General features: G+C 71.7%; 12 protein-coding genes. 11 read left to right on the top strand and 1 reads right to left on the bottom strand.

Annotated features, from left to right (window positions below):
• Positions 1–221: 221 nt before the first annotated feature.
• The 3 genes from ON36_RS33510 (at position 222) to ON36_RS13660 (ending at position 2,948) form a co-directional block, all read left to right on the top strand.
• Entirely contained in the window at positions 222–848 is a 627-nt protein-coding gene (locus ON36_RS33510; protein WP_043652282.1) for a TetR/AcrR family transcriptional regulator, read from the top strand.
• 27 nt (positions 849–875) lie between these two features.
• Positions 876–1,817: an LLM class F420-dependent oxidoreductase gene (locus ON36_RS13665; protein ID WP_043652279.1), complete on the top strand. Its 942-nt coding sequence runs from the start codon at positions 876–878 to the stop codon at positions 1,815–1,817.
• Positions 1,818–1,883: 66 nt separating this feature from the next.
• Entirely contained in the window at positions 1,884–2,948 is a 1,065-nt protein-coding gene (locus ON36_RS13660) for an NAD(P)H-dependent amine dehydrogenase family protein (protein WP_043652276.1), read from the top strand.
• Between the two features lie 225 nt (positions 2,949–3,173).
• Here ON36_RS13660 and ON36_RS13655 read toward each other — a convergent pair whose 3' ends face one another.
• Positions 3,174–4,859: an acyl-CoA synthetase gene (locus ON36_RS13655; RefSeq protein ID WP_052313956.1), complete on the bottom strand. Its 1,686-nt coding sequence runs from the start codon at positions 4,857–4,859 to the stop codon at positions 3,174–3,176.
• Positions 4,860–5,029: 170 nt separating this feature from the next.
• Between ON36_RS13655 and ON36_RS13650 the strand changes: the two genes are divergently transcribed.
• From ON36_RS13650 to ON36_RS13615, 8 genes are read left to right on the top strand one after another with little or no spacing between them, the layout of a single operon-like run.
• Complete coding sequence (locus ON36_RS13650; protein WP_043652270.1) at positions 5,030–5,896, top strand: MlaE family ABC transporter permease; 867 nt, start codon at positions 5,030–5,032, stop codon at positions 5,894–5,896.
• The gene (locus tag ON36_RS13645) at positions 5,893–6,744 is read left to right on the top strand and encodes an ABC transporter permease (RefSeq protein WP_043652578.1); all 852 of its coding nucleotides are present in this window, start codon (positions 5,893–5,895) and stop codon (positions 6,742–6,744) included. Before ON36_RS13650 ends, ON36_RS13645 begins: the two co-directional genes overlap by 4 nt.
• A 4-nt stretch (positions 6,745–6,748) precedes the next feature.
• Positions 6,749–7,813 (top strand): MlaD family protein, encoded by a 1,065-nt coding sequence (locus ON36_RS13640; RefSeq protein WP_043652267.1) that lies wholly within the window; start codon positions 6,749–6,751, stop codon positions 7,811–7,813.
• Entirely contained in the window at positions 7,813–8,820 is a 1,008-nt protein-coding gene (locus tag ON36_RS13635; protein ID WP_052313955.1) for an MlaD family protein, read from the top strand. The genes ON36_RS13640 and ON36_RS13635 overlap by 1 nt, the downstream gene beginning before the upstream one ends.
• On the top strand, positions 8,808–9,848 hold the full coding sequence (locus tag ON36_RS13630; protein ID WP_245558071.1) for an MlaD family protein: 1,041 nt from the start codon (positions 8,808–8,810) through the stop codon (positions 9,846–9,848). The genes ON36_RS13635 and ON36_RS13630 overlap by 13 nt, the downstream gene beginning before the upstream one ends.
• A complete protein-coding gene (locus ON36_RS13625) occupies positions 9,848–10,927 on the top strand; it encodes an MlaD family protein (RefSeq protein WP_043652261.1) in 1,080 nt (359 codons plus the stop codon). Before ON36_RS13630 ends, ON36_RS13625 begins: the two co-directional genes overlap by 1 nt.
• Entirely contained in the window at positions 10,924–11,958 is a 1,035-nt protein-coding gene (locus tag ON36_RS13620) for an MlaD family protein (RefSeq protein ID WP_043652258.1), read from the top strand. Before ON36_RS13625 ends, ON36_RS13620 begins: the two co-directional genes overlap by 4 nt.
• Positions 11,955–12,911: an MlaD family protein gene (locus ON36_RS13615; protein WP_043652255.1), complete on the top strand. Its 957-nt coding sequence runs from the start codon at positions 11,955–11,957 to the stop codon at positions 12,909–12,911. The genes ON36_RS13620 and ON36_RS13615 overlap by 4 nt, the downstream gene beginning before the upstream one ends.
• Positions 12,912–12,934 lie beyond the last annotated feature (23 nt).

Raw genomic sequence — 12,934 nt, 5'->3', positions numbered from 1 at the left:
GGCGGGGTGTCGTGGGAGAGCCAACGCGTGCGACGACCACTGACGAGCGCGGGGAGCACACCGGCGCAAGACACAGCCTGAGCTGCAACACGTTCCAAACAGTGCCCAGTACTCGCTGGTACACAGGCTTCAATCATACATTCGAGCCAAATGTGTATGACGGATTTCGCAGGATCGCTCCGCCCGGGACAGCGGCGGCGCCCGTCCCGCACACTGGAGGGATGAGACGACCGGCGTGGCACGGCACACCGCCGCGGGACGCGCGCGAGGCGCGGGCCCGCATCATCGATACGGCCATGCGCACCATCGACACCCGCGGCGCGGGCGGCACCAGCATCAGCAGCGTCGCCCTCGCCCTCGGCGTCACCCGCCAGACCGTGTACCGCCACTTCCCCAGCACCGAGGAACTGTTCACCGCGGTCGGCTACGCCGCCGTGGACCGCTATGTGACCGCCCTGCTGACGCATCTCGGCGACGTCGACGATCCCGCCGACTTCGTCGTCGAGGCCATGGCCTACACCATCGAGCGGCTGCCCGACGACCGGTACCTGACGGTACTGCTGGCGGCGGGCGAGGCGGCGGCGTTCTCCCGCCGCGCGACGACCGAGCAGGCCTTCGCCGCGTGCCGGGCGGTCCTGGAACACTCGCGCGTCGACTGGCCCGGGCGTGGCTGGACCGGCGCCGACCTCGACGGTCTCAGCGAATTCCTGGTCCGGGTGATGCTCTCGTTCCTCGCCGAGGCCGCACCCACCCGCCACGATCCGGCCGCGCTGCGGGTGTTCCTGCGACGCTGGGTCGGACCCGCGATCCACGTGGCGGCCGATCCGGTCGCCGTGCGCCACGATTGACCCATCCGCACCGAACGAGGAGGACCCTTGCGTATCGGCATCATGCTCAACGACCGGCCCGGCCCCGACGCTCTCGATCGGCTCACCGACGATCTGGCCGAGGTCGCGGCCGAGGGCTTCACCTCGGCGTGGCTGTCGCAGATCTTCGCCCTCGACGCGCTCACCGCGTTGACGGTGATCGGCAGCCGGGTACCCGATATCGAACTGGGCACCGCCGTGGTCCCGAGTTATCCGCGCCATCCCGCCGTGCTGGCCCAGCAGGCCAGGACCACCGCGCTGGCGATCGGCCCCGGCCGCCTGACCCTCGGCGTAGGGCTGTCGCATCAGCGGGTGGTCGAGGACATCTACGGCTACGACTACGGCCGCCCGGCCCGGCACATGACCGAGTACCTCTCGGTGCTGCTGCCGCTGCTCGACGGGGAGAGCGTCTCGTTCCGTGGCGAGACGCTCTCGGCCGAGATCGGGCTCACCGTGCCCAACACCGACCGGGTACCGGTGCTGCTGGCCGCGCTCGGGCCGAAGATGTTGCGCCTGGCGGGGCAGCGCACCGCGGGCACGACCCTCTGGATGACCGGTCCGCGCACCGTGGCCGAGCACATCACCCCCACCATCACCGCCGCCGCGAGCGAGGCGGGCCGCCCCGCGCCGCGGATCGTGTGCGCGCTGCCGGTGTGTGTCACCGACGATCCCGACGACGCCCGTGCCCGCGCGACGAAGGCGTTCGGCTTCTACGGCGGGCTGCCCTCCTATCGCGCCATGCTCGATCGCGAAGGGGTCGAGAGCCCGATCGATCTGGCGATCATCGGCACCGAGGACCAGGTGGCCGAGCGCGTCGCGGCGGTCGAGGCGGCGGGCGCGACCGATTTCGTCGCGGTGCCCTTCACCCGGGGCGACAGCGCCAAGCGCACCCGCGCGCTGTTGATGTCGCTGGGCCGAGCGGAGCGTCCTTGTGCCGCCGGTCGCGACTGAACTATTGTCCGAACACCTGTCCAGGTAGGGTCGCACGGGGCGATCCGGTGTCGACGGAGGTGTCTCGTGCACAAGGTGATCCAGTGGGCGACCGGCGGTGTCGGCCAGGCCGCGATCCGGGCGGTTCTCGACCATCCCGATCTCGACCTCGTCGGGTGCTGGGTGAGCTCGGCGGCCAAGCGCGGCACCGACGCCGGGGTGATCGCCGGGCGTGACCCGATCGGCGTCCTCGCCACCGACGACGTCGACGCGCTGCTCGCGCTCGACGCCGACGCCGTGATCTACGCGCCGCTGGTCGCCGATCCCGGTGTGGTCGCCCGGATTCTGCGGTCGGGCAAGAACGTGGTGACCCCGGTGGGCTGGTTCCGGCCCGGCCCTCGCGACGAGCCGCTGTGGCAGGCGTGCGCCGAGGCCGGAGTCACCCTGCACGGCATCGGGATCAATCCCGGCGGGGTGACCGACCTGCATCCGATCGTGTTCTCGGCCATGACCTCCGGGGTGCGCGGGGTCCGGGCCGAGGAGTTCTCCGACATGCGCACCTACAACGCCCCGGACATGCTGGGCCTGATGGGTTTCGGCGCCACCCCGGACGAGGCCGCGCGGAGCCCGATGTTCGCGATCCTGTCGGCCGGTTTCCGCCAGTCGGCTCGGCTGTGCCTCGAGGCGCTCGGCGCCCCGGCCGACACCCCGATCGAGTCGGCGCAGGAGGTGGCCGTGGCCACCGCCCCCATCGACTCGCCCATGGGGGTCATCGCCCCGGGAACCGTCGCCGCGCTGCGGTTCCGGTGGGACGCGATCCTGGCGGGCCGGCCCGCGGTCCGGATCGCGGTCAACTGGCTCATGGGCACCGAGAACCTCGATCCGCCCTGGACGTTCGGCGCGGGCGGAGAACGCTACGAGATCGAGATCGACGCCGAACCGCCCACCCTGGTCACCATCACCGGCTGGCAACCCGAGACGGTGGCCGAGGGCATGGTCCGCAACCCGGGCGTGGTGGCGACCGCCGCGCACTGCGTCAACTCGGTGCCCGCGGTGTGCGCGGCCGAGCCGGGCATCCGCACCTGTACGGAACTGCCGGTGATCGCGGGCCGTTTCCACCCCGATCTCATCGGACCGCGGCCGGATCACTGACCTCGGTGTCGTGCCGGGAGCGAGCTCCCGGCGCAGAGCACACCGTCGCCGGCGGCCGGCCCCTGCACCTGGAGCGTGCGCTCGGGGACCTCATCGGTCGCCGTCGCGGGCAGGTCGGGTGGCGCCGGTGTCGACGAGCTCCCCGATCGCTGCGGCGGGGTTGGCGAGGGTCCCGTCGGCGTCGAACACGGCCGGGGTACCCCTTGCCGACCGAGCCGGTCCTCCTCAGGCTTCGACCGCGCGGTCGTGGGCCCACCGGTAGTCGGCCTTGCCCGCGGGCGAGCGCAGGATCTCCGGGCAGCGCACGATCAGTTTGGGCAGTTTGTAGCGGGCGATGTGGACAGCGCACTCGGCGAGGAGTTCCTCGTCGCTGATGGTGTCGTCGCCGAGCTGGACCAGGGCGACCACCTCGCTGCCCCACCGTTCGGACGGTCGGCCGACGACCACCACGTCCAGCACGCCGGGATGGGCGGCGACCGCGCGTTCGACCTCCTCGACGTAGATCTTCTCGCCACCGGAGTTGACGGTGAGGTTGTCGCGGCCGAGCAGCTCGATCTGCCCGTCGGCGCGGACATTCGCGCGATCGCCGGCCAGCGACCAGCGCACGCCGTCCACGACCGGGAAGGTCCGCGCGGTCTTCTGCGCGTCGCCGAGGTAGCCGAGCGGGATGCGACCCTTGCGGCCGAGCCAGCCGTGCGCGCCCGGCTCGTCGAGGACCCGGCTCAGGTCCTCGTCGATGACGGCGGTGTCCCCACCCGCGGGCACGAAGTCGCCACCGGCGGAGTCGGCACCGGTGAACACGCGGGTCATCTGGATGCCCGATTCCGAGGAGCCGACCGAGTCGACGACCAGGACCGGTTTGCCGAAGGCGGCGACCAGGCGCTCGCGCACCGCCGGGGTCAGCGGGGCGCCCGCGTTGTGGACGGCGGCCAGGGATTCCAGGCGGTAGGACCCCCGTTCGAGCTCGGCGGCGACCGGACGCGCCATCGCGTCACCGACCAGCGGCAGGGCGATCACGCGCTCCCGATCCACGACGTCGAGCAGCGCCGCGGCGTCGAAGCGGTCGACCACCGGCGCCAGGACCAGGGTGCCGCCGTTGGTGACGGTCTGGAACAGCAGCCACTGCGCGGCGCCGTGCATGAACGGGGCGGCCACCGCCAGCCGGTACATGCCCGCGGTCGCCGTGGCGGAACCGGCCAGTTCCTCGTAGGAGGCGATCTCGTCGGCGGTACCGAAGCGGGTGCCACCCATCGCGGCGAAGTACACGTCCTCCTGCCGCCACAGCACCCCCTTCGGCATACCGGTGGTGCCGCCGGTGTAGAGCAGATAGAGATCCTCGCCGCGCGTGGCCGGCAGCCCGCCCTCGGGGGCGGGGGTGGTGACGACGTCCTCGTAGCGGACCGCGCCGGGCAGCAGCGCGTTGCCGCTGTTGTCGGCCACCTGGATCAGCAGGACCGGTCCGGTCAGGTCGGGCAGGACCGCGGCGACCCGAGGGGCGAAGTCGTCCTGGTACACCAGCACCCGTACCCGCGCGTCGCGCAGCAGGTAGCTCAGTTCCTCGGCCACGTAGCGGTAGTTGACGTTGAACGGGACCGCCCGGGCCCGGTAGGCGCCGATCAGCACCTCGGGGTACTCGGTGCAGTTGCGCAGGTAGACGCCGACATGGTCCTGTCCCGACACGTAGCCGGCCAGCGCACTCCGCTCGATGTGACAGCCGATTCCCCGGCGCGCCAGGTAGTTGGCGAAACCGCTACTGCGACGGTCGGTCTCGCCATAGGTCACCCGCCGGTCGCGCCACACCAGGAACTCCCGGTCCGGATTCGCGGCGGCCACCGTCGCGAAGACGTTCGACAACGTGAATGTCACTGTTCCCACACCTCGATCACTCGGCCCGGTTCCCGTCGGCGGCATCCAGCGGCCGGGGCTCGCCCGGCAACCCGGATAATCGTCCAGACAGGTGTCCACTATACGAACTCCGCGCCGGTGCGTGGCCGAATCCGCCGTCGCGCCTCGCGTGCTTGTAGTACCGTCCAGACTCGTGTCCAGATTGCTGATCGGACATAGATACCGAGGGGTTCGCGATGACGCCGGACATATCCGTGCGTCCGCCGGAGACACCGGCCGACGACGCACCGACCGCGGGCGCGATCCTGCGCCGCAACTTCACCGACACGATCCTGGCCGCCCTGGCCACCTTCGGCCGCGCGCTGCGCATGGGCGCCGCCGCACTCCGCATCGGCCTGCGCGATGCGGTCACGCTGCGATTCCGGCTGCGCGAGACCCTGGAGCAGGCATGGTTCCTGCTCCGGGTCACCGCGATCCCCGCCGTGCTCATGGCCATCCCCTTCGGGGTGATCCTGTCCGCGCAGGTCGGCAATATCGTCTCCCAGCTCGGCGCCACCTCGATGATCGGCGCGGCGGGCGGGCTCGGCGTGATCAAACAGGGCGCCCCCATGGCCGCCGGCATCCTGCTCGGCGGCGCGGGCGCGGCGGCCATAGCGGCCGACCTCGGCGCCCGCACCGTCCGCGAGGAGGTCGACGCGCTGCGGGTCATGGCCATCGATCCGGTGCAGCGCCTGGTCGTCCCGCGCATGGCGGCGATGATGCTCGTCGCGCCGATCCTCGACGTCGTCATCATCGTCGTCGGCATCGCCGCGGGATACGCGGTCGCCGTGGCCGCGCTCGACGTCACCCCGGGCAGCTACTGGGATTCGTTCGGGTCCTTCACCACGTCGCTCGACGTGTGGATGTCGCTGGTGAAATCTCTCCTGTTCGGCTTCCTCGTGGTGATCATCGCCTGTCAGCGCGGACTCGAGGCCGGTGGCGGGCCGCGCGGGGTCGCCGACGGAGTCAACGCCGCGGTCATCATGTCGGTGGCGGCCATCACGGTCCTCAACACCGTCGTCACCCAGGTGGTCACCATGCTCGTGCCGATGCGGGCGGCCTGATGGCCACCCGCTACCTGCCCTACGGCCTGCGCTGGACACGCAAGTCCCCACCCCTCGCCCCGATCGAATCCCTCGGATTCGCCCTGGGATTCACCTGGCAGGTGGTGTCCTCGATCCCCTTCACGCTGATGCACTACCGCCGCCAGACGCTGTCCGCGGTCACCGACATGACCTGGGGCCGTGGCTCGGTCGTCGTCGGCGGCGGGGTCGTGCCGCTGATGCTGCTGATGGGCGCCGCCATGGGCGCCTCCATCGGCATCGAGGCCTACCACGCGCTCGACGCGCTGGCCCTCGGCCGGCTCAGCGGCCTGATCTCCGCGTTCGGTGTGACCAGGGAGCTGGCGCCCATCGCCGCCGGAGTCGGGTTCGCCGCGCAGGCGGGCTGCCGGATGACCGCCGAGATCGGGTCCATGCGCATCTCCGAGGAGATCGACGCGCTGGAATCCCTCGGCATCCGGTCGGTCCCGTTCGTGGTGACCACCCGGGTCATCGCCGGGATCATCGCGGTGGCACCGGCTTTCGTCGTCGCGCTGATCCTGAGCTACCTGTCGTGCCAGTTCGTCGTCACCACCGTGCACGGTGTGCCCGCCGGCACCTACGACCACTATTTCGACCAGTTCGTCCTCGGCTGGGATGTCACCGCCGCGACGATCAAGGTGGTCGTGTTCGCGGTGGCCGTGGTCCTGATCCACTGCTATCAGGGCTATTTCGCCACCGGCGGGCCCGAGGGTGTCGGCATCGGCTCCGGCCGCGCCATCCGCGCCAGTCTGGTGGCGATCGTCGCCCTCGACATGGTCGCCACCATCGTCCTGTGGGGCTTCCGCTCCCCGATCACGTTCACCGGGTGATCCCATGCCACCGCCCTACACACTGCCCGGCACCGAGGTCGGTCCCTGGCGCGCCCGCATCCTCGGCGCCTGCGCCGTACTGCTCACCCTGGCCGGGGTCACCGCCTGGCAGCTTCGCCCGGACACCACCGATCCCGGTGACATCCGGGTGGTCCTGCGTACCGAGCACGTGGGCGCGGGCGTGCGTCCCGGCACCGATGTGCGACTGTCCGGGGTACGGGTCGGCACGGTCGACGACATCGCCCCCGCGGGCGACGGACGCGAGGACCTCACCCTGGTCCTGCGGCGCGCCGACCTCTACGGGCTCACCGACCGCATCCGGGTGGAGTTCGCCCCCGACAACCTGTTCGGCATCACCACGCTCCGGCTCGTCCCCGGCGCGGGCGGCACCGAACTCGCCGACGGCGCCACCGTCGACCTCGGTGGGGACGCGGCGAGCCGGGTCTCCGACGCCACCCTGTCGGCGCTGCTGCGCTCGACCGGTGAACTCACCGACGAGGTGCTGACCACGAAACTGGCCGAACTGCTGCACACGGTCTCCGGCGATCTGCGCGCCTTCAGCCCGCTGTTGCAGGCCGTCGGTGCCACCGTGCGCGCCTACGCCGACACCCGGCAGCGGCCCGTCTCGGACCTGGTTGCCGCCTTCGGCTCGGTGCTGGCGGGCACGCCACCCATGCTCACCGGCGCGGTGGACGTCCTGAACGCCGCCTACACCAACGAATACCTGCGCTCCCCCGACAATCTCGCCCGCTTCGCCACCTTCTGGGACGACATGCAATACCAGCTCCTCCCCATGGTCACCCGGACCATGACCACCGCGGACACCCACTTCGGCGGAGTGATGCCGATGGCGACCACGATCCTGAACGAGGTGGCCACGACGGTCGGCCCGCCCGGGCGCTCCGCCGAACTCCTGACGCTGCTGCTCGACCGGCTCGGCGCGGCCTTCGTCGACACCCCGGCCGGACCGGTGCTGCGGGTCTCCGCCGAACTCGACGTGGTGCCCGGCCTGGCCGCGCCGCTGCGGGGCGTGCTCGGCACGGCGGCCGTGCAGCCGGGGGGCCGCTGATGCCCTCGACCAGGATGCTGCTGCTGCGGGTGGGTGTGGCCACCGTCGCCGCCCTGGTGGCGCTGGCCGGGGTGTTCCGGCTCATCGACCGCCCGGTCGCCGGTGACACCGACACCTACTCGGCCCTGTTCACCGACGCCAACGGCCTGCGCGCCGGTGACGACGTCCGCCTCCACGGCGTGCCGGTCGGCAAGGTCACCGCGATCGGCCTGGACGGCATCCTGGCCCGGGTGAGGTTCACCGTCCGGCGCGATCACCCGGTCTCCGCCGGTGCCACCCTGGCGGTCCGGTTCCAGAACCTCACCGGCTTCCGCTACCTGGACCTGCACCAGCCCGACACCCCGGGCGAACGCCGTTCCCCCGGCAGCGAGTTCGGCACCGCCGAGACGGTGCCCGCGTTCGACATCACCACCCTGTTCAAGGGCCTGCAACCCGTGCTCGCCCAGCTCTCCCCCGACGAGATCAACCGGTTCACCACCAGCATGCTCGCCGTCGTCGACGGTGACGGCGCCGGCCTCGGCCCCGCGCTCGACGCCGTGGACACCCTGAGCCGCTACGCCTCCGACCGGCAGGCGGTGCTGTCGATCCTGGTGCGCAACCTGGGCGAGATCGGCACCCGGCTCGGCGGCAAGTCCGGGCAGGCGGTGCAGCTGCTGACCAACCTCACCGCCCTCTTCACCGCCATCGCCGAGAAACTGCCCGGCCTGGTCGACTTCTCGATCGCCATCCCGCCGGTCATCCAGCCGATCCGGCACATGCTCCAGGTCGCCGGGATCACCGGTGACGAAGGCACCGACCTCGATACCGCCCTGCGCAACGCCTTTCCCGATCCGCAGGTCGCCACCGCCGTGTTCGGCAGACTGCCCGGCCTGATCCAGACCATGGCCGCCGCGGTGCCCGCCGCCGGGGACGGCCGGCCCATGACCTGCCGCTTCGGCGCCGTCACCGCGCCCGAGCCGCTGCGGGTCCTCCTCGCCGGACAGGGGGTCACCTTGTGTCACGCCTGACAGCCCGTCTGCGGGCTCTCACCACGAAGTCCCGCGCGTCCACGGACTCGGAAGGGCCGCGCGCGGGCGATCTGCGCTGGGGCATCGCCGGTCTGGCCGGCGCCGTGGTGCTCGCGGCCGCGATCGGCGTGGTCGCCACCGTCGGCACCACCGCCGAGCACACCTACACCGCCGAGCTGGGCCAGGCCGGGGCGCTGCGCACCGGTGACGACATCCGCCTCGCGGGTGTCCCGGTGGGACAGGTGCGTTCGCTGACCCTGCTCCCGGACCGGGTGCGCATGTCGTTCACCGTCCGCGACGACGTCTTCGTCGGTGACCGGACCGTCCTCGACATCCGCATGCTGACCGTCGTCGGCGGCTACTACGTGGCCGTGCGCCCCGCGGGAACCGCGCCGCTGGGCGCCGCGGTCATTCCGCGCGAACGGGTCATCCTGCCCTACAGCCTGACCCAGGTGTTCGCCGACGCCATCGCCCCCGTGCGGGCGATCGACGGCACCACCGTGCGCCGCAATCTCGACACCCTCGCCACCTCGATCGACCACGGCCCCGAGGCACTGCGCTCGGCGATCCGCGCGACCGACGCCCTGGTCACCCTCATGAACACCCAGAGCGCCGATATCTCTCGCGCGCTCACCGTGGCCGACGAGTACCTGTCGGCGATGAACTCCGCCTCCGAATCCCTCGCCCAGCTTGTGCGGATGCTGCGGGTACTCGAGACCATCGTGCAGACCAACAAGGACACCGTCGCCCAGGCCCTCGACGATCTCTCCGATGTCCTGCACCGGCTCTCGCCGCTGGGCCGGGCCTGGGACCGCGACCTGCACGACCGCGCCCAGCCACTCGCCGACTCGATCGGTGGCCTGCAGAACCTGGTCCGGCAGCTCGGCACCCTCGTCGACTCGCTGCGCGGTCTCGAGGACCGCCTGCTGCCGCTGCTGACCGGCGGTGACGGAATACGCGTGGATCGCTCGTCGGTCACCGTGGTGCCCGACCGGATCTGCGTGCCCGTCCCGGGCGGTGGTTGCTGATGCTGCACCGGATACTCGGTTCCCGCGGATTCATGTCGGCCGCGGTCGTGGTGACCGTGGTCGCCGGCGGCGCGACCGTGACACACCTGACCAGGCCGGGTACCGACACGCGCGCCTACTGCGCCGACCTGCCCGACAGCATCGGCCTCTATCCCGGCAGCGCCGTGACCGTGCTCGGCATCCAGGTCGGTTCGGTGACCGGCATCGAATCCCACGGGTCCTCCGCGCGGGTGCGTTTCACCGTGCGCGCCGACCGCACGCTGCCCACGGACGTCGGCGCGGTCACCGTCAACGACACGCTCATCGCGGACCGTCAGCTGGCCCTGATCGGCGACGAACCCACCGGCGCGGGCCGGGATCCGGGCACCTGTATCACCAAGACCCTGACACCCGAGAGCCTCACCGAGACCTTCGACGCGCTGGCCGGTCTCGCCGGTCAACTGTCCGGCGCGCCCGGCGGCGCCTCCGGCCTGGAGGCCCTCGACCGGGCCACCGACGGCACCGGCGAGCAGATCAACGCGCTGGTGACCCGGCTGGGCCAGGCCCTGGCCTCCCCGGACGCGGCCATCGGCCACCTCGGTGCTCTGCTCGACGCGCTCGCCGCGCTCGCGCACCGGGCCCGCAACGGCTGGAACACCGTGGAAGCCATGACCGTCGAGCTACCGCGCACCTTCCACGACATCGTCACCATCGCCTTCCCGCCGATCGTGGACATCGTCACCTACCTGGTCCAGGTGCTCCCCCAGCTCAACGACTTCTTCATGATGATGGGCACGCCCGCCATCCGGACCCTGGACTCGACGGGCGACCTGGCCGCGCAACTCGCCGCGGGCGCCGGCTCGCTCAGCGAGGTCGTCCGCAGGGCCCCCGCGGTGGCCGCCGGGTTCCTGCACTCCGTCGACCCCACGACCGGGCAGCTGCGGATCGACTACGCGCCACCGAAACTCGCTGTCCCGCCTGCGGATTCGGTCACCCTCTGCGCGGCCCTCCTTGCCGTCACCGGACAACCGTGCGCAGCCGACGGCACCGGCACTGTTCCGGCGCTGCCGGTCCTGCTCGCGGCGGTGAGCGCCCGATGACCCGCGCCCGCCACCTGGCCGCCGTCCTGGCCACCGCCACGATCGCCACCGGCTGCGCGGCAGTGCCCGGTACCGGAGCCACCGACGGCACCTATCCCCTGCACATCGAATTCGCCGATGTGCTCAATCTGCCCGAGGGCGCCACCGTGATCGCCGACGGTGTGCGCATCGGCCGACTCACCGGCGTCCGGCTGATCGAGCGGCCCGGATCGCCCGGTGGCGGTCTCGTCACCGCCGACATCGCCGTCGACAGCTCGGTGCGGCTGCCCGCGGGCACCACCGCCGAACTACGGCAGGAAACCCCGCTCGGTGACATCCACATCGCTCTGACCGAACCCGCCGCAGCCGCCGGAGCCGCGCTGGGCCCCGGGTCGACCATCCCGCTCACCGACACCACCCGCTCGCCGGCGATCGAAGACATCCTCGCCGCGCTGTCGGTGTTCCTCGGCACCGGCGCGGTGACCGACCTCCAGGACATCATCCGCACCGTCAACGGGGTCATGCCCGGCGACCCGCGCGACACCGCGCGCCTGTCGGCGACCCTCGGCACGGACCTCACCGACCTCGCCGGCGATCTCGGCGCGGTCGACAGCCTGCTCGACGGCCTGGAGGCCACCCTCGACCGGGGTGTGCTCGCCAACGCCCCGGTCCTGGAGGAACTGCTCACCCCGTACGGCGTCGAGCAGACCACCGACGCCATCGACGCCCAGATCGGGGTCATCTTCGTGCTCACCGCCCTCGGCCCGGTCGCGCCCAGCACGACCTGGCTCGGCCCGGTGCTCGGCTCCCTGGACGCCACGGTGACCGGCGTCGTCCCGATGCTGTTCGGCAGCGCGCCGTTCGACACCGCCTCCCCGTCGAATCTGAAGGCTCTCGTCGACCTGATCCACACCGAGATCCTGCCGTTCGCCGATCGCGGCCCCACGGTCGATCTGACCCGGATCGAGGTGAGCGGGACCGAGCGGCCACCGGTCGACGAGCAGACCGGCCGGATCATCGATCTGCTGCGGGTGATCGGAGCCGTCCGGTGAAGCTCCGTGCCGCCGTGTCCCTTTCCGCGATCCTGGCCGTCCTCGTCGCCGGGGTCACCTACATGTGCGTCGGCGTCCTCGACATGGACCCGCGCCGCCACTACACCACCATCGACCTGCACCTGTGGGCCTCCGGCGGCCTCGCGCCGCAGGCGCCGGTGCTGCTCAACGGGGTGCCCGTCGGGCATGTCGCCGAGGTCCGCACCCGCCCTGGGGGGGTTCTGGTGCGGCTGGCCGTCGACGACCGGCACCGCATCCCCGCCGCGGGCACCGTCCGCATCGAGCAGCTCTCCGCGCTCGGCGAGCCCTACATCGGCTTCGAGCCCGACACCGAGGGTGGCCCGTACCTGGGCGACGGGCAGGTGGTTCCGGCCGAGGCGGTCCACGAACCGACGACCGTCACCGAACTGTCCACCCGCCTGGTCTCGCTGCTGGACGGGGTCCGCCCCGAAGTGGTGTCCGGGCTCGTCGAGACCTTCGACCGTGCCCTGGCCGGCACCGGCGCCACCGTGCAGACCCTGCAGCGTTCCACCACCCTGCTGGCCGCGACCCTGCTCAGCCGCACCGACGTGCTGCGGCAACTGTTCGCCGACCTGCAGTATCTCGGAGCCGACATCGACTGGATGGGACCGTCACTGGCCGCGGCGGGCCCGCTCTTCGGCGAGTTCGGCATCACGCTCAGCGACATCGTGCAGTCGGGCTCGGCCCTGGTGGAGAGCCGGCCCACCGAGCAGTACTTCACCGGCGCCGGCGTACTGCCGTTCCTGACCGAGGTCGACGCGCTGCTGGCGAAGATCGGCCCGGACGTCGCGCTGCTCGGCCCCGCCCTGCAACCCGTCGTCGCCGACGCGGTCACCCGAGCGCCCGGCATCGACCTCGGCGCGCTCCTCGACCAGGCCGTGCACGGCTTCGGCGAGGACGGCAGCGTGCGACTCCGTATCACCGTCAGATAGACCCCGACCTCCCCCAGGCGGAA

It is taken from the genome of Nocardia thailandica NBRC 100428 (assembly GCF_000308795.1).
In the GTDB taxonomy this organism is placed as follows: Bacteria; Actinomycetota; Actinomycetes; order Mycobacteriales; family Mycobacteriaceae; genus Nocardia; species Nocardia thailandica.
This window is presented reverse-complemented; position numbering and strand designations above follow the sequence as displayed.